At 38.5% G+C, this 23,720-nt stretch carries 21 protein-coding genes; 6 read left to right on the forward strand and 15 right to left on the reverse strand.

The features are described from left to right. Positions 1-185: 185 nt before the first annotated feature. The gene (locus ACOZBY_RS00160; RefSeq protein ID WP_230584362.1) at positions 186-2,009 is read left to right on the forward strand and encodes a sensor domain-containing diguanylate cyclase; all 1,824 of its coding nucleotides are present in this window, start codon (positions 186-188) and stop codon (positions 2,007-2,009) included. A 121-nt stretch (positions 2,010-2,130) separates the two neighbouring features. Here the strand turns inward: ACOZBY_RS00160 and ACOZBY_RS00165 are convergent, their stop codons facing one another. Continuing rightward, positions 2,131-3,429, reverse strand: coding sequence for an MFS transporter (locus ACOZBY_RS00165; protein ID WP_200991066.1), 1,299 nt, complete (start codon positions 3,427-3,429; stop codon positions 2,131-2,133). Positions 3,430-3,451: 22 nt separating this feature from the next. Next, the gene (locus ACOZBY_RS00170) at positions 3,452-5,485 is read right to left on the reverse strand and encodes a CocE/NonD family hydrolase (RefSeq protein WP_422761192.1); all 2,034 of its coding nucleotides are present in this window, start codon (positions 5,483-5,485) and stop codon (positions 3,452-3,454) included. A gap of 286 nt (positions 5,486-5,771) precedes the next feature. Here ACOZBY_RS00170 and ACOZBY_RS00175 point away from each other — a divergent pair, with 286 nt between their 5' ends. Further along, entirely contained in the window at positions 5,772-6,461 is a 690-nt protein-coding gene (locus ACOZBY_RS00175) for a TetR/AcrR family transcriptional regulator (RefSeq protein ID WP_031418001.1), read from the forward strand. A gap of 58 nt (positions 6,462-6,519) precedes the next feature. Here ACOZBY_RS00175 and dinG read toward each other — a convergent pair whose 3' ends face one another. From dinG to panB, 5 genes are all read right to left on the reverse strand, one after another. Continuing rightward, positions 6,520-9,291 carry an ATP-dependent DNA helicase DinG gene (dinG, locus tag ACOZBY_RS00180; protein WP_012293670.1) on the reverse strand — a complete coding sequence of 924 codons (2,772 nt, stop codon included), beginning with the start codon at positions 9,289-9,291 and terminating at the stop codon, positions 6,520-6,522. 214 nt (positions 9,292-9,505) lie between these two features. Further along, positions 9,506-11,629 (reverse strand): 5'-nucleotidase C-terminal domain-containing protein, encoded by a 2,124-nt coding sequence (locus ACOZBY_RS00185; protein WP_031417999.1) that lies wholly within the window; start codon positions 11,627-11,629, stop codon positions 9,506-9,508. A gap of 281 nt (positions 11,630-11,910) precedes the next feature. Next, positions 11,911-12,294 carry an aspartate 1-decarboxylase gene (gene panD, locus ACOZBY_RS00190; protein ID WP_031417997.1) on the reverse strand — a complete coding sequence of 128 codons (384 nt, stop codon included), beginning with the start codon at positions 12,292-12,294 and terminating at the stop codon, positions 11,911-11,913. Positions 12,295-12,296: 2 nt separating this feature from the next. Beyond that, positions 12,297-13,151: a pantoate--beta-alanine ligase gene (panC, locus tag ACOZBY_RS00195; protein WP_422761195.1), complete on the reverse strand. Its 855-nt coding sequence runs from the start codon at positions 13,149-13,151 to the stop codon at positions 12,297-12,299. Further along, positions 13,148-13,987, reverse strand: coding sequence for a 3-methyl-2-oxobutanoate hydroxymethyltransferase (gene panB / locus ACOZBY_RS00200; protein ID WP_012293666.1), 840 nt, complete (start codon positions 13,985-13,987; stop codon positions 13,148-13,150). The genes panC and panB overlap by 4 nt, the downstream gene beginning before the upstream one ends. Before the next feature lie 420 nt (positions 13,988-14,407). Here panB and ACOZBY_RS00205 point away from each other — a divergent pair, with 420 nt between their 5' ends. Genes ACOZBY_RS00205 through ACOZBY_RS00215 form a run of 3 tightly spaced genes read left to right on the forward strand, consistent with a single transcriptional unit; the run spans position 14,408 to position 16,160 of the window. Continuing rightward, a complete protein-coding gene (locus ACOZBY_RS00205) occupies positions 14,408-14,728 on the forward strand; it encodes a PadR family transcriptional regulator (protein WP_012293665.1) in 321 nt (106 codons plus the stop codon). Further along, positions 14,721-15,323 (forward strand): DUF1700 domain-containing protein, encoded by a 603-nt coding sequence (locus ACOZBY_RS00210; protein ID WP_012293664.1) that lies wholly within the window; start codon positions 14,721-14,723, stop codon positions 15,321-15,323. The genes ACOZBY_RS00205 and ACOZBY_RS00210 overlap by 8 nt, the downstream gene beginning before the upstream one ends. Beyond that, positions 15,324-16,160 carry a DUF4097 family beta strand repeat-containing protein gene (locus ACOZBY_RS00215; RefSeq protein ID WP_031417992.1) on the forward strand — a complete coding sequence of 279 codons (837 nt, stop codon included), beginning with the start codon at positions 15,324-15,326 and terminating at the stop codon, positions 16,158-16,160. A gap of 54 nt (positions 16,161-16,214) precedes the next feature. Here the strand turns inward: ACOZBY_RS00215 and ACOZBY_RS00220 are convergent, their stop codons facing one another. From ACOZBY_RS00220 to ACOZBY_RS00245, 6 genes are all read right to left on the reverse strand, one after another. Further along, a complete protein-coding gene (locus tag ACOZBY_RS00220; protein WP_012293662.1) occupies positions 16,215-17,198 on the reverse strand; it encodes a biotin--[acetyl-CoA-carboxylase] ligase in 984 nt (327 codons plus the stop codon). 145 nt (positions 17,199-17,343) lie between these two features. Next, the gene (locus ACOZBY_RS00225) at positions 17,344-18,522 is read right to left on the reverse strand and encodes a CCA tRNA nucleotidyltransferase (protein ID WP_012293661.1); all 1,179 of its coding nucleotides are present in this window, start codon (positions 18,520-18,522) and stop codon (positions 17,344-17,346) included. Then, positions 18,509-19,654: an N-acetyl-alpha-D-glucosaminyl L-malate synthase BshA gene (gene bshA / locus ACOZBY_RS00230; RefSeq protein ID WP_012293660.1), complete on the reverse strand. Its 1,146-nt coding sequence runs from the start codon at positions 19,652-19,654 to the stop codon at positions 18,509-18,511. The genes ACOZBY_RS00225 and bshA overlap by 14 nt, the downstream gene beginning before the upstream one ends. Positions 19,655-19,687: 33 nt before the next feature. Next, complete coding sequence (mgsA, locus tag ACOZBY_RS00235) at positions 19,688-20,092, reverse strand: methylglyoxal synthase (protein ID WP_008181558.1); 405 nt, start codon at positions 20,090-20,092, stop codon at positions 19,688-19,690. A 19-nt stretch (positions 20,093-20,111) separates the two neighbouring features. Beyond that, positions 20,112-20,909 (reverse strand): 4-hydroxy-tetrahydrodipicolinate reductase, encoded by a 798-nt coding sequence (gene dapB / locus ACOZBY_RS00240; RefSeq protein WP_031417990.1) that lies wholly within the window; start codon positions 20,907-20,909, stop codon positions 20,112-20,114. Continuing rightward, on the reverse strand, positions 20,909-21,244 hold the full coding sequence (locus tag ACOZBY_RS00245; RefSeq protein ID WP_031417989.1) for a nucleotide pyrophosphohydrolase: 336 nt from the start codon (positions 21,242-21,244) through the stop codon (positions 20,909-20,911). The genes dapB and ACOZBY_RS00245 overlap by 1 nt, the downstream gene beginning before the upstream one ends. Positions 21,245-21,359: 115 nt before the next feature. Here ACOZBY_RS00245 and ACOZBY_RS00250 point away from each other — a divergent pair, with 115 nt between their 5' ends. Then, positions 21,360-22,229, forward strand: coding sequence for a YitT family protein (locus ACOZBY_RS00250; protein ID WP_008181565.1), 870 nt, complete (start codon positions 21,360-21,362; stop codon positions 22,227-22,229). A 56-nt stretch (positions 22,230-22,285) separates the two neighbouring features. Here ACOZBY_RS00250 and ACOZBY_RS00255 read toward each other — a convergent pair whose 3' ends face one another. Together ACOZBY_RS00255 and ACOZBY_RS00260 are read right to left on the reverse strand one after the other, a co-directional pair. Further along, on the reverse strand, positions 22,286-22,960 hold the full coding sequence (locus ACOZBY_RS00255; protein WP_008181566.1) for a zinc metallopeptidase: 675 nt from the start codon (positions 22,958-22,960) through the stop codon (positions 22,286-22,288). 60 nt (positions 22,961-23,020) lie between these two features. After that, positions 23,021-23,617 carry a DUF1405 domain-containing protein gene (locus tag ACOZBY_RS00260; protein WP_031417988.1) on the reverse strand — a complete coding sequence of 199 codons (597 nt, stop codon included), beginning with the start codon at positions 23,615-23,617 and terminating at the stop codon, positions 23,021-23,023. Positions 23,618-23,720 lie beyond the last annotated feature (103 nt).

Here is a 23,720-nt window from a genome sequence, read left to right on the forward strand (position 1 = left end):
TTCCATATCGTTTACTAGGCCTCATATTATCAGGAAGTCCCCATTATTTCGTCCTCAATCTTGCTGTTATGGTCTATAATAAGGAGGTATGAATTAACTTAAATTTCTAAAAAGAGAAAATTAAACAAATATTGCAGCTAGTCAATTTCACCTAGTAACTATAGAATGGGAGCAATGAATTTTTGATGAAAAACAAAATGATTAGAAAAATCATGTTATTGATTTGTTTTACCCTATCTTTGGTCATCCTTATACCACCTGTTAGTGCAATGAGTCCAACAGATGAGCTAGTAGACCCTATAATATTAGGAGAACATTATAAAATTTTTCGAGATACATCTAAAAAGGTCTCTATTGAAGAAATATTAAACGGCAATTATGATCATCTCTTTGTTGCGAGCAATCAACCCTATCCCTTCTTTTGGCATACTAAAGATACCATTTGGTTGCGCTTATCTATGGAAGATATTTTATTGGATAAAGAGGAACCCTATTGGCTAGAGGTGACCGATAAATTAGATAGTATTGAGTTGTTCTTGGTCAAAGCGGATGGATCCTATGATGTGCAACGTAGGGGAATTGATAATCTAGGGGAACAATCTCTTCCATCTAGGTCTAATTTATTTCACATCCAAGACCCTTCTACTCAAGAAATTTTTATCAAGTTAGATGGAGCATTACCCCTAAGTATTACCTCCTATTTATATACGGAATTAAGTTTTACGAATAAAATCAGTGACTATAAATTTTTAACTGGCATTTTCTATGGTTTTTTATCTGCTCTATTAATTTATAACTTATTTTTATTTTTTTCATTGAAGGAAAAAGCTTACTTTTTCTATGTTTTATATATGCTGAGCTTTATTTTCTATCAAGCAACTTTAAATTCGCTAGACATTGAGTTATTGGGCACATGGGTGTCGAAGGAATTTTTTATTAAATCATTAACAATTAGTGGCAATTTGCTGCTTTTATTTATGCTTCTATTTTGTCTTCAGTTTCTGGAGTTAAAGACATTTCTACCGTCTTTCCATAAAATCGGAAAATTACTATTGTGGATAACAATTAGTTCTTTAATGGCGTCATTTATTCTCCCAGACGTCGCACTCATCAATAATTTCACAACTACCTTTGCAGTAGTAGTCTTTATCTTTCTATGGCTGTCTGGCATTTTTGTTTTCAGAAAAGGTCAAAAGATGGCTCGATACTATATCATTGGCTGGACAGTTTTACTAAGCTCTATCATTGTTCAAGCGCTGGCCTTTTTAAGTATTATCCCATTCCATCCACGAATTTTTGAGGAAGTACCAGCTATTGGAGCTATTTTCGAATCCATTTTTTTATCATTAGCATTGGGTGATAAAATCAACATTATTAAGAAAGAACATCAAATCATGCAAGAAACATTAAATGAAACATTAGAATATAAAGTTCAGGAACGCACAAAAGAGCTTGAATCAGCCAAGCTTGAGCTTGAAGCATTGGCAAATACGGACCGTCTCACTCAAATACCAAATCGTGTCCGCTTAGATGACGTATTAGAAAAAGAATTTGAGCAAGCTACAGGAAGTGGCACACCACTTTCGATTATTTTGTTAGATATTGATCATTTTAAAGCTGTGAACGATGAATTCGGCCATCAAGTGGGTGATCTTGTGTTACGTCATGCAGCAGACCTTTTAAAAAATTATGTACGAGTAGAAGACACGGTTGGTAGATGGGGTGGCGAGGAGTTTTTAGTTGTTTGTCCACGCACTCCCTTAAAGGATGCTGTGCATCTCTCAGAAAATCTAAGACAGCAACTAGAACAACATTCATTTCCAGTTGTTCATCACAAAACGAGTAGCTTTGGTGTGACAAGCTTTGTCATGGGCGATACCATTCATTCTTTATTATCAAGATGTGATAAAGCATTATATAAAGCAAAGGAACATGGTAGAAACCGTGTAGAATATTTTCAAGACGATATAAATTGGGAGACTAACCAAGAGGCATCCCCCCTATTATGATGGCTCTTTTCCTTCTGTAAGTACTGCATAGCCTCCTCTAAACGACAAAGATGACTTCGGTTTTTACCAAAGTCATCTTTTTGCCTCAATGGAACCATTCTATTATTTATTTTTGGCTAAACTAGGTAAGCACCTGGTCCTTTGCAAGCTTTCGTTGCAATGCAATTTCCTTGCGTTTTTCTTTCGTCACACGTTGCCAAATGACTACTGTAACGAAGCCAACAATAGCTAAACCTAATAAAATACCAAAAAATACTTTATAGCCTGCTGTGCCACCCCAATAATCTAAACAAGCCCCTGCAATAATCGGCATGAAGATTTCCCCACTATAGCCAATAATCATTAGCGGCATGGACACTGTACCTGTTGATTCTACAGGATAATCTCCTTCTACTAAAATAGCAAAATGCATTGCCTGTAAAGCATACATTGATGTATAAATAATCCCTATAAATATTAAAAGCATAAGGATAAAGGAAGCCTTGCCGGGCAGTAAAATGAGCCCTACTAAGCCTAGTACTAATAATATATAGCCAATTAACACCATATTAGACACACCTATCCGGTCACCGATAATGCCTGCACTAAAACTGCCAATTGGTCTACAATACTGAGAGAAGTAGCCCAAAGCCGCAGCGATTAACGTAGATGCACCAAATGCAGCTGTTGCATAAGGTGTGATGTAATAGTAACTAATAATCATCGCATAAGACGTAAAAATAAGAATAGTCGCAAGCCAAGTAGTTGGCATCTTTAACACTTTCCATAGGACTGCCCAGTCAAATGATTTACTCCCATCCCTGTCCTCACGACTGATGGTTCCTTGATCAGGGTCTTTATAAAGCATCATAATCATGAATCCCAACAAAAGACAAATAACCGAATATACCGTAATAACCGCTGAGAGTGCCATTTTATCACTCATATGCTTCGCAAAAAAAGCAAATATCCCTAAAATCACAGCAGATTGAATGATATTGGTTACACCACGACCACCCTCAAAAAAACCAAAAGCTTTTCCTTGCTCATTTTCAGAACCTAAAGAACGTACTGCTTTTACTAATGCTCCCCAAAACGTCATGATGGATGTGATTCCCCAAGCAGCATGTATGAGGAGAAGCACTGGATAGGGTGGATACAGTAATAATGTAAAACCTAATAACCCTGTGGCAACTAGAGAAATGGTTAATAAATATTTCGTTTTCCAACGATCTGCACAAAAACCTCCAAATATATAGGAAATTAAACAACAAACACCATACGCACTACCAAGAGTCCCCATTTGAGTATTCGTCAAATGAAATGCATCGAGAAAGACATCATAATAGTAATTTCTAAAATAAGGTAATGCATAAATTAATGCACCTGAAACAGCTAAAATAACTAAAGTAGCTGTATTCTTTTTTAACTTAGCTTCCATATGTTTACCCCTTATATGTTATTTACAAGCCATGACGTTTAATTTTTTGATCCCATTCCTTATGGAAGACCTGTTTGTCATTTTCTTTGATCGCCATCTCCCCAATAATTTGGAAGTTTTCTAGAGTAGATGTTTTAGTAACCGTAATATCAGCATCTATCCACCAACCCTCACGACCTATTTTCATTTTTTGATAGATTGTATAGTGAGCTGACAATGGATCAGCATTCGATAAGGTTAATTCTCGTTTCAAATTATGTTCAACCGTGATATCAATATCATCAAAGCGATATATCCCTTCACCAAAAACGCCTCCAACCCCATCAGTAATACATGTCCATGTATCTGTTAAAATGTCGTATGAAATAGAACGATCCACTCTTCCTTCTTGGAGCGTTGTTATAGGTGTTAATGTTGCACTTTCAGGATTCATATTTGGTCCAGCTATTTGATGTCCATGGAAGGTTGGCAATGTAAAAGTAGCTGTTTCAAGATTTAATGTCAATGTAGCGTCTTCTGGCATCGGCCAAAACATTGGCCAAAACGTTGTTGCTAATGATAAGCGTAAACGGTGCCCCGCTTTAAATTGATGTCCACAGCAATCTAATTGCACAAAGGCTTTCACTTTTTTACCAGGAATTAATAATTCTACATGATCATGACCATTCAAATGTGTTAAATTCATCACGCCATAGGACACACGAGTAACAGCTCCATTTGGTGCAACGTCTGACAACTGCGCAAACAGCATCGCATGTGGTTTATCACTCATTAATTCCACTTCAAACTTCGGATAACCCACAATCTCTAGTGGGTTCTCTAGCATGTCTGTTTCAAATATCATGGCCATTCCGTCATCAACTCGTTGATCTGCTGGACTTTCGCCTAGTACTCCAGCACCCATCCATTCTCCCGATAATAGACCATGATTTTGTGGTGTTTTTAATTGTACCTGTTCTTGGTGATCACTACGATGCTCTACTAATTTTCCATGTGTCAGTTGATACGCCTTCGTTTGTAACTCTGCCACTGTTGGCCATGATTCGAGTCCAACCCAATAGCCATGGCTGACTGGTTTCTTAACAGATGGTTCCATGCTTTCTTCAACCCAAACATTCACCATTGGTCCGTCCATTACATCATTGTCAATTCCTTTTAACCAATGATCCCACCATTTCACGGCCTCTTGTAAAAAGCCCATTGCTGGACCTGGAACTCCATCATGTGGGTAAACATGTGCCCATGGGCCAATAATGCCCTTTCTAGGAACAGAAAGCCCTTCCATTAAACTTAAAACTGTGTTCGTATAGGAATCTTCCCAACCATCTAGTGCAAAAACAGGAATTTCGATGTCATCATAATTCTCACAAACTGAACCATGCTTCCAGTAGTCATCTCTTGTTTGATGCTCCATCCACTGTGCCATCCATAAAGGCATATTTTCTAAACGCTGCATCCATTTTTCACGCCAGCTATCGCCAACAATATGAGGATCAATCGGACGTAGCTGGTACGCTAACATAATGGCGCCCCACCAGAAGTTATCATTTAACAAACAACCACCCTTATAGTGAATGTCATTGTTATAGCGATCATCCGTGAAGCCTACTGTAATAATCGCCTTTAACGCTTTTGGTCTTCTAGCAGCTACTTGCAGAGAATTAAATCCACCCCATGATTTCCCCATCATCCCAATATTGCCATTACACCAGCTTTGGCTAGCCATCCATTCAATTACTTCAAGTGCATCATCCTGCTCTTGCTTTAAATACTCATCTTTTAATAAGCCATCTGACTCACCTGACCCTCGCATATCTACTCGAACAACGGCGTATCCATGTCCCGCAAAATACCCGTGCATTGGCTCATCTCTTGCTCTTGTACCATCTGTTTTGCGATAAGGAATATACTCCAGAATAGCTGGTACTTTTTGTCCTGCTTCTACTGTCGGTAACCAAATTCGACTAGAAAGTTTTGTGCCGTCTGCTAATTCAATCCATGTGTTTTCGATCGTTTCATATGTACACTCAAATTGTGTCACAATTTTTTTACTCATTGAATAAATCCTCCTCTTGTGTTTAAACTCATTGCTCTAGCATCCCGTTTTATCTAATTATTCAGAATCTTAATTATTTACTAATCATGATTATAAAATAATTGTGATTAGTATATCATCTGAAATTCCAATGTACAACACTGAAAATGCTAAAAGCTGATGCTATAATGGAAGATGTAAAGCAAAATTGTTATGCTATAATAAGTTTAAATTAACTTATAAATGGTAAATATATGAATTTAACTAATAATTTTACATGGACAGTGTACGTCGGGGGGACATTACTATGAAAAAAAAGGAAATACAAAGGAGTCGTATGTGGAAATACTTTGTAGACGCCACAGCAGAAATTATAGAAGAAGAAGGATTGGAGAATGTGACGATTAGAAAGGTTGCCGATAAGGCTGGTTATAACAGTGCAACCATTTACAATTATTTTTCAGAAATCTCTCATCTCCTCTTTTTTGCATCAATGAGATGTATGCAAGACTATACGAACGAAGTTGCGCGTTACATAGAAAGAGGCAAAGATCCTATTGATAAATATTTATTAGCTTGGGAATGTTTTTGCCAATACTCCTTCAAACAGCCACAGATTTTTCATGCCGTCTTTATTATGGATTTAGGAGAAACACCAGAAAAATTATTGGAAAATTATTATAACTTTTACCCCAATGATTTAATTAATATTCCAGATGATTTAAAGACTATATTGTTTCAGCACAGCCTGACAAAACGAGGTCGTTCTATGTTAGAAATTGCTTTAAAGGAGGGCTACTTAACAGAGGGTAACGTGGATGCTATTAATGAAATCACACTCTTAATTTGGCAAGGTATGTTTACCAACCTTTTAAATAATCGAAAAAGCTATGATGCTCAACAAGCAACGGAAATCGTTATGAGCTATATTACTAAAATTGTTCAAAACGCTAACCTTTTTGAGGGTCAAACTAACAACAAACAACCCTTACAATAGGATGAAACGTCTAAGCCATTTAAAAACCCCTTCTAGCTCATGCTAAAAGGGGTTCATTCTATTTTTGCCAATGGTTCAGTTCTTTTAATAATTCGGGTAGCTGCAATTTCTTTACGTCGATTGGCGGTAGTGCTTTTATAAATTCTTTGCCATAGGATTTGCTTGTTATTCGACGGTCGAGGACAATAAAAGCACCTTTATCTTGAGAGGAACGAATTAAGCGACCAAAGCCTTGCTTAAAGCGCATAATAGCCTCAGGCAATGACAACTCCGTGAAGGAATTGCGTCCTTGCGCTGTAAGATGCTGAGCTCTTGCCTTAAAGATAGGCTCTTCTGGTGAAGAAAATGGCAGCCGCACGACAATAACAGAGGCAAGGGCATCTCCAGGAACATCTACACCTTCCCAAAAACTGTTTGTTCCAAAAAGAACAGCATGGCTAAATTTTTGAAATGATTTCAGAATACGCATACGGCTACCACCTGTAACACCTTGCGCAAAAAGCATATAATCATCTAAAAGTTCACTATCTTGAATGAGCTCGACTGTTTTCCGTAGCATATCCTGGGCTGTGAAAAGCACAAAACAACGACCTTCTGTCATTCTAACAGTTCTCGTAATCGCATGAGCAACTGCCTCAATATATTCTTCCTGACTAACATGCTGAATGTCTGGCATATCAGTGACAATATATGCCTTTGCACCCGCATAATAGGCTGGCGGTGCTTGTAATTTTATTACTTCAACGCTATCAGAAATTCCTAATTGTCGTGTAACAAAACGCTCATTGCCTGGTACCGTTAATGTGCCTGATGTCCATATAATGCTCGCTTGCTTGCGAAGAGGTGCTAATACTTGTTCAATAATGGGTGTTACATTGGCTGGTTTTTTAAAAACATGTAAACTGCCAGGAACACTTCGAACATCAAATTCTAGCCAAACTGAACTTCCGTCCTGTGGTGACAGGAATATGTCTTCCCATTCCGCAATTTTTATTTTTACTTCTCGAATCCAATAATGCCATTCGGATACAACATAAAGATCATTTTTATCTAATTGCTCAATATTATTTTCAAATCCTTGGGCTGCTTCAGTCGCAAGATCAAGCCATTGCTGAGTTAGTTTGCTTACATGTAAAAATGACTCTTTGGCAAGCGTTACATCCTCTATAAACAAGGTACATTTGCTGCTAGCTCGCTTCCCTTTCATATGCTGCTGCATGCTTTGAACTGTTCGTTGAATGGTCTCATCAAATGCACGCTGTAACCGGATAAACTGAGCATCCAGTCGCTGTAAACTTTGCATCGATACGCGTTGTTTTTTCTTTGCCGCTTCACAAAAAAGGTGATATAGTGCTGTGTCCTCCATTGTGCCAATTTGACCGAAAATATATTTCCATTGCGTATAGGAGAAAACTATTTCATCCTGTTGCATCGCAGCCTGAATAAATTGATGTGCTTCATCAATTACCCATCCATCTACTTGTGTAAATATCGGCGTTTGACGAACCAAATCGCTTAAAACCATAGCATGATTTGTCACAATGCAGTCAGCAAATGCACTGTTCTTTAGAGCTTGTTCATAGAAATCAAAGCCTTTAGATGGTTTGTCATTTGGTATTTTGCGGATTTTCTCTAAAAACAGTTGTCCGCCACCTGATACATTCAGCTCACTTAGCACACCCGTCTCTGTTTTCGTCAGCCAAACGAGAATCTGTAAAATAGAAAAAGTATCATCATAGGATTCGTCACCATATGCCATACATTGTTCAAAACGATCTAGATCAATATAATGCTGCATCCCCTTTAGTACGCATATGTTTACTTTTGTACCAAGGATTTTCTCTATCTTTGGTAGCTCCTCCTCTACAAGCTGTTCTTGTAGATAGGATGTATAGGTACTAATCGCGATTTTCTTATGGACAGTACGAGCATATACAATGGCTGGCAGTAAATAACCTGCCGTTTTGCCAATACCCGTGGAAGCTTCAATTACACATTCCTTTTGCTCATGTAGTGCTTGCCAAATCGTATCCATCATCTTAAATTGTGCTGGACGTTCTTCAAAATTGGGTAGAGCCTTTGTCATTAAGGCCGTTTTATCTGCCACTGTTTGCGGATAATCAATCGTCTCTGACGCATTGTCATGTTTATTACGACCATTACAAATCGCAAAATTCCGGTAATAGTGCACATTTTCATTGCCTGTTTTATGCTGACGTTTTATTTGCAGTGCCTCGAAAAAAAGCTGTGAAATATTCGATTTTAAGCGAAAAGAACGCTTATGCATTTGTTCTAATGTTAGTTGAGGCAGACTTAGTAGCTCTTTCCAACAACATTTGAACAGCTCTGCTGTAGCACGAGCATCATCATCCGCTCGATGTGCATTGGCCAACTCTATATTTAAATCCGCCGCCAAGTCTCCTAGCTTAAAGCCGAGTGACATCGGAAACAAAATTTTTGCTAGCTCTACTGTATCCATTTTTTTACCTTGCCACTTTGGAAGGCCTGCCCGTTTAAACTCCGCCTGTAAAAATGATAAGTCAAAATCGGCATTATGGGCTACAAACACACAATCAGCCAGTAGCTCATATATGTAATCCGCATGTTCCTCAAAAGGGTATGAATCCTTTACATCCTCATTTGTTATATGCGTTAAATCTTGAATAAAAGTAGGAATGGCTTTGCCTGGGTTAATAAATTTCGTATAGGTACGCTCAATTTCCCAATCCTTCATAATAACAATGGCAATTTGAATCATCCGGTCCCCATTCGCTGGTGAATGACCCGTTGTCTCCAAATCCACAATGGCATATTTTTGACTTTCCATCATACATCTCAACTCACAGTTCACATTAGATAAGAAGAATTTTATCATATATTTGGTTCAGCAGCATCCTTTCTCCCCTACACGTCCTAATAGGCAATCCCTTTTGCTCCATATAAATTAAAAAACCGCAACCTCAGGGAATCCTTTAAGGTTGCGGAAATAGCCTTGTGACATAATTTAAAGATGATGTTGTTTTCAAGCTATTTTTTAGAAAGTATTATTTCTTTTTTGCAACATCAACAATACGACCTTCAGCAGTTGTTTTCACTTCTTTTAATGATAATAATTGCTCTTGTAGGTTCTCCCAATCAGATAAACCTAAATCTGTTACTCGACCTTCTTCATATGCTTTAGCAAACATATCAAAGCCGTCTCCACCTTTAGCAGTGAAGGCATTCGTTGCTACTGTATATGTTTTATTATCTTCTAAAGCAACATACTTGCCAGTTGCTTTATCTAAATATTCGATTGAAACAACACGTGAGCCAGCTTCTTTTGATGAGTCATATTGTAATTTCGCTCCACCAATGTGTAGGAAACCACCATTTTCTTTAGGTGCATTTTTTAAGGAAACTTCAAATGCTGCTTTTAGCTCAGCTCCAGTAGTATCCATTAATGCTAATGTGTTACCAAATGGTAATACTGTAATCACTTGTCCAACCGTAATATTGCCTGCTGGAATTGCTGCACGAATACCGCCACCATTTTGTAGTGCCATGACAACTGTTTTATCTGTATATTTTTGTGCTTTTGCCAACATACCATCTGTAATAATATTACCTAACGCTGTTTCATTGCTACGTACACTTTCTAAGTTTGTTTCAGTTGCACGTGGATTTGCTAACTCCTCAGAAATTTTCACACCGATTTCCTTGTTGTTAACTTCATCAATTTTTGCTTTATATGGCGCTAGTAATTTTACTAATGCTTTATCTTCAGCTACTTTACCAAGGTCGATTAATTCGCCACCGTACTCAGTTACAACACCTTTGCCATCAAATGTGACATCCAATGTTCCTAAAAATTTGACATACTCATTAGCTTGTACGATTAATGTTGCATCTTTTGCTTCGCCTACAGTGTTTGTATCTACAACAAATGGCTCGTCTAATTTAGTATGGTCATGTCCACCAACAATTACATCGATGCCTGGTACGTTTTTCGCTAGTAAAATATCATTATCCACATTTGGATTATCATTATAGCCAATATGTGTTAAAGCAATAATTTTATTAACGCCCATTCCCTCAAAAGCAGCTACTGCTTTTTTCGCTTCTTCAATATAGTTAGTGAATTTCACTTTACCTGGAGAAGCAATATCCAAAGTTTCTTCTGTTGTTAAACCAAAGATACCAACTTTTTCTCCATCAATTTCTTTTACAATACCTGAATAGATTTTACCGTTTTCAGGTTCACTTGAAATAAGATCTGTAAATAAACCTGTAAATTTAGCATCTGCTGAAAAGTCTGTATTGGCATCCACAAATGGGAATTTAGCACCTTTAACAAAGTCTGCAAGTGCTTGATGTCCTTCAGGTGATGAACCTAAATCAAATTCATGGTTACCAAATACCATAGCGTCAAAGCCAATTTCATTTAATAGCGCTAAATCTGCTTGCCCATGGAACTCATTGAAGTATAATGTACCACTAAATGCATCACCCGCATGTAAAGTTAAAACATTTTTCTTTGTTTCACGTTGCTCTTTTACAGCTGTTGCTAATTTCGGTAGTTCATTTGCACGAGCATGTGTATCATTAACATGTAAAATGGATAATGTAAATGCATCTTCTGGTTTTTCAGGCGTTTCTGGGTTTAATTTAGTTAGAGCTTCTGCAATCAATGTTGCGAGTTGTCCACGTGTTACACTTTTACTAGCTTCATGATTTTTAGCACTCTCTAATTCTGGTAAATTAGGAATAGATGACAAGATTTTTGCCAAATCACCATGTGTAATCGTTTGGTTTGGACGGAATGTATTATCTCCATAGCCTGAAACAACTTTTAATCCTACTAATGCAGCGATTGGGCCGTAATAAGGATTAGCTGCATCAATATCCTTAAAGTTTGGATTCACAACTTCTTTCGTGTCTAGCTTTAATGCGCCTGCAATCATTTTTGCAGCCTGTCCACGCGTGACATTTGTATCAGGTTTGAATGTACCATCTGGGAATCCGCTAATAATACCTGCCGCATAAAGTGTCGAAATGCCCTTATAATCTGCATGACTTTCCTTTACATCCGAAAATGGGCTAGCTGCTGATGCTGGTGCTGCTGCTACCGCTGTGATAGCCAATGCTGCTGCAGTAGCTGTTAAAAATTTGTTACGTTTATTTTCCATTACAAATGATACCTCCACTAGTAAAATGATGTACTAACAACTAAATTCTACATAAATATCTCATAAAATACTAGAACATTTGTAAAATTTTAATTTCACAAACTAGTTTAATAGTTAGAAAAACAAAATTTTACCAGTACTTTTGTAGCGGTTTTGATTACATAAAAAGGAGGATGGGCTAATCGGCTACAGTCATGAGCCTTGCCATCCTCCTTTTTGATATCGATTTCCAGCCACTTTACTCATTTGTTTCTGGAATCATGTTAAAACGTTCTCTTGTCTTACATCACTGTTGCTTCTGGTTCATAAGAAATCATTTCTTTAATCGAATTATCTTCTCCCATAATGGCAACAGTCGGTTTATGATCCTTAGCCTCATGATTATCCACATATACATAGGAAATAATAATGACAATATCGCCACGCTGTACGAGTCGGGCTGCCGCCCCATTCACACAAATTACACCTGAACCACGCTCACCAGCAATAATATACGTTTCAAAACGAGCGCCATTATTATTATTAACAACATGTACCTTTTCATTTGGGAGCATACCAACTGCCTCTAGTATGTCCTCATCAATTGTTATGGAGCCGACATAATTTAAATCTGCCTGTGTCACTGTTGCACGGTGGATTTTACTATTCATCATCATTCGTAACATATTTATAGTCCCTCTTTCACAGTAAAGATACTATTATCAATTAAGCGTGTCTTCCCAATATACACAGCAGCTGCCAACAATACTTGTTGTGTCGTTTCAGTCACTGGTGTTAAATCTGGGTAGGCTAATAATTCAATATAGTCAATTCGGCCATGAGTTTGTATTTGAATATGAGCTTTGGCCTTTGCTAATGCTTCCCTAACATCTCCCGTTGCTAAAAAGCTATCCCGAGCCAATTGTAGTGCTTCATGAATGGCAGGAGCCTCTTCTCTTTCCGATTCGCTTAGATAAATGTTGCGAGAAGACTTTGCTAATCCATCTTCCTCTCGGACAATAGGTACGACGCGCATGTCTAAAGGAAAATTAAAATCACGGACCATTGTTGTAATAATGGCAACCTGCTGGGCATCTTTTTGGCCGAAATATGCTCTAGTGGGAAGTGTAAGATGGAATAATTTTGCTACAACTTGTAGCACACCATCAAAATGGCCAGGACGACTTGCTCCGCAAAGAATCGTTGCCTGTTCACCCGCATGAATACGAATTCCACCATCCTGCGGATACATTTCTTCAACACTTGGTGCGAATACAAGGTCTACGCCGACAGACTCTGCTAACGCAATATCTCTTGGCAAATCCCGTGGGTAACTTTCAAAATCTTCATTTGGTCCAAATTGTGTTGGGTTGACGAATATACTCATGACAACTAAATTATTTTCTGCACGTGCTGTTTGAGCCAATGTTAAGTGGCCTTCATGTAAATATCCCATAGTTGGAACAAGGCCAATCGTTTTATGAGCTTGTTTAGCTGCTTGAATTTCAGCGGTTAATGCTTGTATCGTTGTCATGACCTTCATGATTGGACGCCTCCATATAGCTGGTCTAATGCATCCTCTTTCATTGTGAAGAAATGCTTCTGTGCTGGGAAAGTACCTGCTTTGACAGCTTCCACATAGCGAACCATTCCTTCACTTGCCTCTTTCCCCATATTGGCAAATTGTTGAACAAACTTTGGCACATGATGTGAGCCATAGCTTAACATGTCATGATAAACCAACACTTGGCCATCTGCTTCTACACCTGCACCAATACCTATGGTAGGAATGATAAGATGAGCTGACACAATTTCTGTTAGCTGATGTGGAATACATTCCAAGACGACTGCACATGCACCAGCCTCTTCACACTGCTTGGCATCCTCAATAAGTTTTGTTGCCTGTTCAGCCGTTTTCCCCTGCACCTTATATCCACCAAGTACGCCTGCTGATTGTGGCAGTAAGCCTAAATGAGCAACCACTGGAATACCTGCAGTTGTAAGTTTTTGAATGACCGGAATGATATCTCCTGCCCCTTCTACTTTTAAGGCGTCAGCACCTGTTTCTTGCATCATATAAATGGCCGTTTTCAATGTTTCATTGACATCACCATGATAGGAACCAAATGGCATATCAACTACCACAAAAGTATCCTTCGCCCCACGTCGAGTTGCTTTTGCATGATGAATCATGTCTGCTACAGTCACTGGCATTGTAGAATCGTAGCCAAGGACAACCATTCCAAGTGAATCTCCTACTAGAATCATGTCAACATTAGCAGCCTCTGCAAATTTAGCGGCTGGATAATCGTAGGCAGTCACCATCACGATTTTCTCGCCTGCCGCTTTCATCTTTAAAAAATCTGTTGTCGTTTTCATTTTGTAGTCCTCCTTTTTAAGGGAAGAAAACAGAAAAACCCCTCGGTTCCAAAATGGACAGAAGGGTTGTGTTTCGTTCGTTAGCAAAAAGCCCCCTGCATAACTCGGCAAGAGGTGCTAGCTTCACTTTGAAAGTGAGCTACTTGTTGAACGTATTGTTTTCTTCCGTCCCTGTCATAAAGATCAAGGCAGATATTTGTTCGTATTGGATCTTGCGTTTAGAAGGTGCCGTTCACAATGGATACTGCCCTTCAGCACATACTATAACAATAAAACTTGTAATCTTCAAATATTATTTTCTAATAATAACAACTTTCATTTATAAAATTTGACAATCAATGCTATACGTCATATACTATCCACATACTATATGGCATATAATATAAAATGAAGTATAAGTAATGAATGTGAGGTGGAAAGATGACATTTCAGCTTGGCTCAGCTTTACTAGATGCTTGTGTATTGGCCATTGTGGACAAAGAAGATGCATACGGCTATTCCTTAACTCAGCAAGTACAATCCGTCATGGATATTTCAGAGTCTACACTGTACCCCGTATTACGTCGCTTACAAAAAGCGGATTATTTAACAACCTACGATCAGCCCTATCAAGGTAGAAATAGACGCTATTATCAAATTACAGAGGATGGCCGTATACGATTATTAGAGCTTTTAAAAGAATGGCGAGTGTATAAGGAAAAGGTTGATTGTGTACTTTTAGGAGGGAATATAGATGGATAGAGATAGCTATTTGAAAAAGCTACGAGGGAAATTACGGCGACTTCCTGCGCATGAGTTAGACACGGCTCTTGCCTATTATGAAGAATACTTTGAAGAAGCAGGCGAGGAAAATGAGCAACAGGTTATTTCAGAGCTAGGCTCCCCCTCTCATGTTGCCTCGCAAATATTGGCAGATTTTGCCTTGAAAGATTTAGAAAACACTTCGGAGAAATCGACTAAAAAGAATATGACAGCTATATGGCTTATTATTCTAGCTATCCTTTCTGCACCGCTTTCTTTACCACTTCTGGCAACAGCTATCGCCCTTATTGTATCATTTGGTGCTGTCATTATTAGTTTGATTTTTGCGATTGGAGCTGGCATTTTAAGTATTTTTATCGGCGGAATGGCTGCCCTTATTTCAGGATTCTTTATTTTAACGGAGCATTGGCCAACCGCATTATTATTTATGGGGGTTGGCTTAATCATTACAGGGTTGGGTGTCTTACTCTTTCCATTCGTTGCGCGTTTTATTAAGAAAACCGTCCTGGTCTCTGTAGAAACATTGGGCAGATTGTTCCATAAAATAACGAAAACAAAGAAAGGAGGCCTGTAAATGACTTCTAAAAACTCCCTTGTTGCCATAACCATAATTGCATTAGGTATTTTACTGACATTGGTCGGCTATTTTTCAGGAGGTCGATGGTTCATTATCAAAGATGGGGATGGCCTTCACGTGCCAGGTAGCCATAAACTAATTCATGAATCATATAACCTAGATAAGTTTACTAGTATAAATATCGTGAATGATTATGGGGATATTACCATTGTCTCAACTGAAGACAATTATAAACTAGAAACGAATGTACTCGAACAACAAGACGTCTCGTATCATGTTGAAGATGGAACTTTACAGATTGAAACAAAGGCAAAGAAAAAAAATGGGTTTGCATTTGGCTTCTCTAGCTTTTCTTCTCCCTCTATCAAAATCTATGTTCCAGCAAATACTAGCATAGAGGCGATTGTAATAGATAGTGAATTCGGGGATACAACACTTCGAGGGTTGCATTATCAACAGCTAAATTTAATGCAAAATTACGGAGATATTACCTTCAACAACATAACTGGAGAGAAAACAGAGATTACACAGGACTTTGGGGATTTAACGTTCAAGCAATATTCTAGTAATGGTGTAAACATCGAAAGTGAGCATGGTGATATTCATATTGCTGGAACTTTAAATGGGACATCAACCATTACATCTAGCTTTGGAGATGCAACGCTTCACTTACAAAATAAACAAAGTGATCTTGGTTATGAAGTAAAAACAAGTTTTGGCGATATAACGGTTAATGGCACAGAAGAAAATGGCAAGGTCACTCAGCTTTACAAGGGTGATGACCAGCTGAACGTTTCTTTATCGCACGGTGATGTCAATGTTTCACTCAAATAATAATAATTGAAGTCATCAAAAAAGCTGCAGGTACACACCTTGCAGCTTCTTTTTTTATAGTATTTTGATATCTCCTGCATAAATGGTGCGGACCAAACCATCATCTTGTGTAAGCTGTAGCACCCCATCATCTGTAATTCCACTAGCTATCCCTTCAAAGCGTTCTCTTATTGTCGTCACCTCAATACGCTGACCAATCGTACAAGACAGCTGCTCCCATAGGGTTTTAATACTTGCAAATCCTTCTTCGACATATAGCTCTGTAAATTGCTCAAGGTACTGTAAAATTAATGCTACAAGTGCTGCACGATTAATTTCCTCACCTGCTTCTAATCGTAGTGAAGTAGCAATTTCCGCAATATTTGATGAGAAATCGGCTGCCTCCTGGTTAGCGTTTATTCCAATGCCAACTAGTAATGCCTGTACCAGATCTGCCTCTGCCTGCATCTCCGTCAAAATACCTGTACATTTTTTTCCATTAATTAATAAATCATTGGGCCATTTGATAGCTGGCTCAATATCTTTATAGAGTGTTGTAATGGCCATTGTGACAGCCACTGCGACAACAAGCGTATAAGAGGATGCCTGTTGAGGTGTGACATCAGGTCGAACGATAATCGTCATCCAAATACCGCTACCATGCACTGATTCCCACGGACGAGCCATCCGACCTCGACCTGCTGTTTGCTCTTCACCAATAATGACTGTGCCATGTGGTGCACCCTCTTGTGCAAGTTTATGGGCAATCGTTTGTGTGGAATCTACAACATCGAAATAATGAATTTTTCTTCCAAAATGCTCTGTTTTTAAAAAAAGGTCAATTTGTGTGGGACTTAAACTATTTGGTACACCTGTTAATACATAGCCTTTTTTCTTTATCGTTTCAAACGTGTAGCCTTCTTCTTGTAATGTCTGCATATGTTTCCAGACAGCCGTCCTTGAGACACCAAGGGAATCCGCTAATTCTTGACCTGAAACTGCTTCTCCATTGGCAGCCAGAATTCTTTTTAAAATTTCGTCTTTTATGGAAATTGTCATGTTCACATCAATCCTTTTGTAAACTCCGCTTTTTATGTAACTATACTTCATCATACTGTAAATCAACTGAAATGACCATCAGTGATATAAAATGACAAGCCGTCCCACATTTTCCTGAGACGGCTTGTTGTCAATATATATATGCTTACGCTTCATGGAAGTAGTGGCAATCTAGCCAATTTTTTATACGCTCCTGGTCATTTTCAAGTTCATTATGAATTATGGCTTCCAGTATGTCACCTAATACTTCTTTTACCCAAGGGCCTCCCTTTTTTCCAGACCATTTAAGTAAATCCGCTCCATTCACCACAACTTCTTGCTTCTGTTGAATGGGTAGCTGATCCTGTAATACACGAATAGGCTGGCTAGGTAAACAAACGTCCAGTTGGAGTAGTTTTGCGAAATATATGGCTGCTTCTAACTCCTGTTCTTTGTAGGTAAAATAATGAATGTTTGTCCAGCCACTATTTAACGCTTCATAGGCTGTCAATACAGCTTTAACGAACGCCATTTCTTTATTGGACAATCGATAATCCCGTAGAATCTCTCGCCAATTTGCACCTTGAAGTAAAGCAAAATAAGCCCAGCCTACATGCTTGTCCTCAGTCCGAAAATCATACCAGCGATGAGCCTGAAAATTCCCATGTAAATAAGCTGCCAAGCCACTTTCCTCTAATTTTTGAAGGCCACTAAAAACGGACGTTCCAAGCCATAGCTTATCTAGCTCTGCTTTAATTCGTTCTTTTGCAATAAAAGCGATATCGGGCGCTCTATTTTGTATCGCAGTCATAGTATCTTTCGCTATTGTGAAATCAAGCTGTGCTGAAAAACGAATTGCTCGTAACATGCGCAAGGCATCCTCAGCAAAACGTTTGTCAGCATCTCCAACAGCTCGAATAACACGAAGTTCAATATCTTGACGACCCCCGTAATAATCAACAAAAGTGCCATCATGACGCATAGCGATGGCATTCATTGTAAAATCACGGCGTTGTAAATCGTCTTGCAGAGAGCGAACGAATTGCACTTTATCGGGTCTTCGATGGTCTGTATATTCCCCATCTGTACGATAAGTTGTTACCTCAACTGGCCCAGCAGGTACGATAACAAGTACCGTCCCATGCTGAATTCCAATATCTACAGTCCGTTGAAAAACTGACTTTACCTCTTCAGGCAGCGCGTTTGTCGCAACATCGACATCATGCGCAGGGCGATTCAGTAAAGCATCCCTAACAGCTCCACCTACAATAACTGCCTCAAAGCCTGCTTGTTCTAATTGTTCAATTACTGAATAGGCTGTTTGCCATTCTTTATTGTTTTGCATGATTTCTTTCCGCAACCTTCTCGTACAGATTTTCGTATTGTTCTACAATTTTGGACGAGTGGAATTTGTCGCCGACTGCTCGAATGGCTGCCTCTCTGAAACGCAGCAATTTTTCCTCATCTTGCAACAACTGAACAGCATATTCAGCTACCGTTTCAGTATCTCCTAAGTCCACAATAAAGCCATCCACACCATGTTCAATGACTTCCGGGATACCCCCTACATTTGTTCCAATACAAGGTACTCCACAAGCCATTGCCTCTAATAAAACCAGTCCAAACGATTCCTGTTGAGAAAGTAACAATTTTAGGTCACTAATAGCATATAGCTCAGCTAAATTTTCTTGTTTTCCTAAAAATAGAACATCCTTCATATATGGACTTTCCTTTACTTGGTCCATTACACGATGCTTTTCGGGCCCATCACCCACTAATAAGAGCTTTGCCTTCACATTAGCACGTATTTTCATAAAGGCTTCAATAATATGCGGAAGATTCTTGATTTTGCGGAAGTTAGATACATGGATGAGAACTTTTTCATCTTCTTGAATACCAAATTGCTCTTTTAGGTTTCTGGAATTACGAGGGAAGTACTCCCGTTCATCCACAAAGTTATAAATGGTTTCAATGGGCTTAACTGTATCAATTAATTCATAAGTTTGTTCTTTTAATGCGTGTGACACGGTCGTCACAATATCAGATTTATCAATTCCATACTTAATGGCCTGTGAAAGCGTAGAATCCTGCCCAAGCACTGATATATCTGTGCCATGAAGTGTTGTAACGATGCCAATATCTCGCCCACTCATTTCACGTGCTAACACAGCACATACTGCATGTGGAATTGCGTAATGCACATGCAACACATCCAACTCTTCATCCTTGATGACGTCTGCCATTTTACTCGCTAATGCAATATCGTATGGTGAATATTGAAACACTGAATAATTATTAACTTCGACTTCATGGAAAAAGACGGTTGGATAAATTTTATTCAATCGAAATGGTACGCTTGAGGTAATGAAATGAATTTCATGCCCTCTTTCTGCAAGCATTTTGCCTAATTCTGTTGCAATTACACCAGAGCCTCCAACTGTTGGATAACAGGTAATGCCGATTTTTAGCTTTTTCATTCGATGTTCATCCTTTCTAAATCACGTCTTTTATTAGTTACGTCTTTCTTGTATCAGTCTCCAATCCACAAAGCCTTCTTGTAGGCCTTTTAATAATATTTCTGCTGTCCCCATATTTGTCGCCAGTGGCACTTGGTAAACATCACAAAGACGGATAAGTGCAGAAACATCTGGCTCATGTGGCTGCGCTGTTAATGGATCTCGGAAAAAAATAACCATATCCATATCATTGTTGGCAATCATTGCGCCAATTTGTTGGTCGCCACCAAGTGGACCTGAACGAAATCGTGTTACCTCTAAACCAGTGGCTTCAATGACACGCTGTCCTGTTGTACCGGTAGCATAAAGTGAATGTTCAAGTAAAATTTCTTTGTAAGCAATAGCAAACTGTACTAAATTATCTTTTTTACGATCATGTGCAATCAATGCGATTTTCATATAGCTTCCATCCCAATCTTTAGATGATGTTTTCTAAACCATAAACAAGCTGATCCATTTTCATAACCTCTTCTACACAAAAGGCAATGCCCGACATAAATGAATTTCGATTTAATGAATCATGGCGAATTGTTAAAAGCTGCCCATCTCCACCAAATAATACTTGCTGGTGTGCCACTAAACCAGGTAAGCGAACAGAGTGGATGCGCATGCCATCAAAGTCTCCACCTCTTGCACCTTCAATGGTTTCTTTTTCTTCTGGATGCCCCTGAGTCTTTTGCGTACGTGCCTCTTGTATTAATTGAGCTGTTTTCACAGCTGTTCCAGAGGGTGCATCAAGTTTTTGATCATGATGCATTTCAATAATTTCTACATCTGGTAAGTATTTGGCCGCTTCTTTCGCAAATTTCATCATCAGGATAGCGCCAATCGCAAAGTTTGGTGCAATAATGCAGCCTAACTCTTTTTCTTTGGCAATGGTTGATAATTCCTCTAGTTGTGCATCAGTAAATCCTGTTGTACCAATTACAGGTCGTACATTTAAATTCAACGCTTCTTTAGTATGATTGTATACAGAATGTGGGTTCGTTAAATCCACTAATACGTCTGGAGAAGTTGCTTCTACAAGATCATGCATTTCCGTAAATATAGGTACTGTATAGCTCGCTGGGAACATGTCTAAATCAGCTAATGTTTTTCCTACTTCCTTATAATCTAGTACAGCTACTAATTCCATTTTGTCATGTTTCATGACCGTATGTACAGCCTCAGCCCCCATTTTTCCTCTTGCTCCTGCAATAGCTACACGAATCGACATCATTCTTCATCCTTTCTCGTCCAACGATCCTTATCCCTTGTTTCAAATTTATGTATGACTCTTAATAGAGCTTCATCTAATTTAATACCCTGAGCATTGGCAAAGCATACTAAAACAAAGAAAAAGTCACCAAGTTCTTCTTCAATACTGTTTATTTCCTCAGTATTCTTTTTCTTTTTTTGTCCATATACATCCTGAACCTCACGAGATAGCTCTCCTAATTCCTCTGTTAAACGGGCTAGCAGTTCGAATGGTGGGAAATATCCTTCTTTAAATTGTCCTATATAATTATCAACACGCTGTTGTAATGCTTGCATTGTTAGTTGTTCTGTCATTTACATCACACTCCTATTTACCATCCTATATAATTTACACCGTTGTTGTCAAAACCAATAAAATGTCAGATAATAGATATCACTACTTCATTTGTTTGGAACTACAGGAGGCCAAATGTTAAAACAGATTAAAATTCGTAATATTATCGCAATAATGCTCGGAGCAGCCATTTTTAGCTTCGGGTTTGTTCACTTCAATATTCAAAATCAGCTAGGTGAAGGTGGACTAAGTGGAATTACACTCATACTATACTTTACATTAGGATGGGACCCCGCCTTAATGAACCTATTATTAAATATTCCCATGTTTATAATTGGTTATCGATTACTTGGAAAGAAATCTTTTGTTTATACGCTTGTTGGCACTTTATCTGTTTCTCTTTTTCTAAAGATTTTCCAGAAATATCAGTTTACCATTCATTTAGAAGATGACATGTTACTCGTTGCTCTTTTCGCGGGTATATTCGTCGGACTTGGCCTAGGAATTGTCTTCCGCTTTGGTGGCACTACCGGCGGCGTTGATATTTTGGCACGACTTGGACATAAATATTTTGGCTGGAGTATGGGTAAAACGATGTTTGTCTTCGACGCCATTGTCATCATCCTTTCATGGCTTACATTTTTAGATGCTCGTTCCATGATGTACACATTAGTCGCTGTATTTGTTGGCGCTCGTGTTATTGACTTTGTACAGGAAGGAGCCTATGCAGCGCGTGGTGCTCTCATTATATCTGAGAAGTCCGGTGTTATTGCCGAAACAATCGCCTTACGAATGGAACGCGGGATCACTATTTTAGAAGGACATGGCCACTTTACTAAGCAGCCTAAGGAAGTTATTTATTGTGTGATCGGTCGCAACGAAGTTGTACGCCTAAAATCCATTGTTCATGAAGTGGATCCACACGCTTTCGTTTCTATTATAGAAGTACGCGATGTAGCAGGAGAAGGCTTCACTCTTGATGATCAAAAACAACCGCTTCATTAAGTGTTTGAAGATAAAAAACTTGTTATAGTGGTGTTCCACCATAACAAGTTTTTTTCTTAGTCATCGCTACGCATATTCGTAAAAATTAGAATTAGACGTAATAATTCTAGTACCGCTACCGCTGCTGCTGCTACATATGTTAATGCTGCAGCACTCAATACTTTTCGTGCTGGTCGTTCTTCTTCATTTGTAATAATGCCAAGCGAATTCATTTGAACTAATGCCCGCTTTGAAGCATCAAACTCCACTGGAAGTGTCACTAATTGGAAAACAACACCTGCTGCTAATAATATGATACCTAAAAGCAAGAAATTCGTACTACTTGCAAAAATACCAATCATTACAAAAATCCAAGATGCATTCGAAGAAATATTTGCCACTGGGACTAGCTTACTACGTAATGTAAGCATAGAGTAAGCTTCTTTATGTTGGATGGCGTGACCTACCTCATGGGCAGCTACCGCAGCACCTGCAACACTCGCTTCATAAAAGTTACTTTCTGATAAAGCAACTGTTTTAGTTGCCGGATTATAATGATCAGACAACACACCTTGTGTTGGCACAACTCGTACATCATATAAGCCGTTCGCATCTAAAATCGCACGCGCTACCTCTGCACCTGTTTGGCCTTTCATTGTACGTTGTTTCGCAAATTTATTATACGTGCCTTTTACTTTCATTTGTGCATAAAGTGGTAGCAGCATAATAATAATAAAATAAACTATATACATGCTTGTTGACAATATTCTAACCCCTTTCTACCTCTATACTATAATTCTATAATTTATACCCTAATTCGGCAAATATTTGCGCCACCTAATTGAGAAAATCGCAAGGAGAATACATGCAATTGATAACCAAAACGTAAAGTAGCCAATATAGCTTGTGTACTTGACTAAATCCCCATACATAGGCATTTGACCAAACACATAGTCAATGACATCATTATGGAGCGTCCAGACAGCTGCTATAAATACATGCCAGTAAGTGAATACATATTTCTTCATATATAAGATTGCTTGAACGGCCATTGCAAAATGTGAGCCAACTAGCATCCAGCCTTGCCAACCGATTGACCCTGTTTCAATTAATGTCCAAATATTCATGACATCAGCCCATAGACCATATTTCACTAATGTTACAAGCGCTAATACTTCCATTAACGGCCATCTTTTTCCCATAATCCAAGCAATTAACACAAAGCAAAAGAATAAGCTAGCTGTTGGACTATCAGGAACAAAAATATAAAAAATAGGCTTAGTGATTGCAAGCTGCCATCCATACCAATAATAGCCATATACTGTGCCTAATAGATTAATAATAAGCAGCGCTATTAAGAATGACTTATGGTTAAGAAGATACCAAAGATTTGCACGTGTTATCTGCATGATTACAACTCCTTGCGCTTTGCTAAAATTCTTTGTTTATGTACAGTATAGATTTTTTGTAGGTGAAATTATTTCCACAACTTCAATATGTGCTAATGGATAG

It is taken from the genome of Lysinibacillus sp. NPDC056220 (genome assembly GCF_049315265.1).
GTDB lineage: Bacteria > Bacillota > Bacilli > Bacillales_A > Planococcaceae > Lysinibacillus > Lysinibacillus pinottii.

Bases quoted from the DNA above. Each gene is read 5' to 3' on its own strand.
- ACOZBY_RS00160 (WP_230584362.1), top strand. From the start codon at position 186: ATGAAAAACAAAATGATTAGAAAAATCATGTTATTGATTTGTTTTACC.
- ACOZBY_RS00165 (WP_200991066.1), bottom strand. From the start codon at position 3,429: ATGGAAGCTAAGTTAAAAAAGAATACAGCTACTTTAGTTATTTTAGCT.
- ACOZBY_RS00170 (WP_422761192.1), bottom strand. From the start codon at position 5,485: ATGAGTAAAAAAATTGTGACACAATTTGAGTGTACATATGAAACGATC.
- ACOZBY_RS00175 (WP_031418001.1), top strand. From the start codon at position 5,772: ATGAAAAAAAAGGAAATACAAAGGAGTCGTATGTGGAAATACTTTGTA.
- dinG (WP_012293670.1), bottom strand. From the start codon at position 9,291: ATGATGGAAAGTCAAAAATATGCCATTGTGGATTTGGAGACAACGGGT.
- ACOZBY_RS00185 (WP_031417999.1), bottom strand. From the start codon at position 11,629: ATGGAAAATAAACGTAACAAATTTTTAACAGCTACTGCAGCAGCATTG.
- panD (WP_031417997.1), bottom strand. From the start codon at position 12,294: ATGTTACGAATGATGATGAATAGTAAAATCCACCGTGCAACAGTGACA.
- panC (WP_422761195.1), bottom strand. From the start codon at position 13,151: ATGAAGGTCATGACAACGATACAAGCATTAACCGCTGAAATTCAAGCA.
- panB (WP_012293666.1), bottom strand. From the start codon at position 13,987: ATGAAAACGACAACAGATTTTTTAAAGATGAAAGCGGCAGGCGAGAAA.
- ACOZBY_RS00205 (WP_012293665.1), top strand. From the start codon at position 14,408: ATGACATTTCAGCTTGGCTCAGCTTTACTAGATGCTTGTGTATTGGCC.
- ACOZBY_RS00210 (WP_012293664.1), top strand. From the start codon at position 14,721: ATGGATAGAGATAGCTATTTGAAAAAGCTACGAGGGAAATTACGGCGA.
- ACOZBY_RS00215 (WP_031417992.1), top strand. From the start codon at position 15,324: ATGACTTCTAAAAACTCCCTTGTTGCCATAACCATAATTGCATTAGGT.
- ACOZBY_RS00220 (WP_012293662.1), bottom strand. From the start codon at position 17,198: ATGACAATTTCCATAAAAGACGAAATTTTAAAAAGAATTCTGGCTGCC.
- ACOZBY_RS00225 (WP_012293661.1), bottom strand. From the start codon at position 18,522: ATGCAAAACAATAAAGAATGGCAAACAGCCTATTCAGTAATTGAACAA.
- bshA (WP_012293660.1), bottom strand. From the start codon at position 19,654: ATGAAAAAGCTAAAAATCGGCATTACCTGTTATCCAACAGTTGGAGGC.
- mgsA (WP_008181558.1), bottom strand. From the start codon at position 20,092: ATGAAAATCGCATTGATTGCACATGATCGTAAAAAAGATAATTTAGTA.
- dapB (WP_031417990.1), bottom strand. From the start codon at position 20,909: ATGTCGATTCGTGTAGCTATTGCAGGAGCAAGAGGAAAAATGGGGGCT.
- ACOZBY_RS00245 (WP_031417989.1), bottom strand. From the start codon at position 21,244: ATGACAGAACAACTAACAATGCAAGCATTACAACAGCGTGTTGATAAT.
- ACOZBY_RS00250 (WP_008181565.1), top strand. From the start codon at position 21,360: ATGTTAAAACAGATTAAAATTCGTAATATTATCGCAATAATGCTCGGA.
- ACOZBY_RS00255 (WP_008181566.1), bottom strand. From the start codon at position 22,960: ATGTATATAGTTTATTTTATTATTATTATGCTGCTACCACTTTATGCA.
- ACOZBY_RS00260 (WP_031417988.1), bottom strand. From the start codon at position 23,617: ATGCAGATAACACGTGCAAATCTTTGGTATCTTCTTAACCATAAGTCA.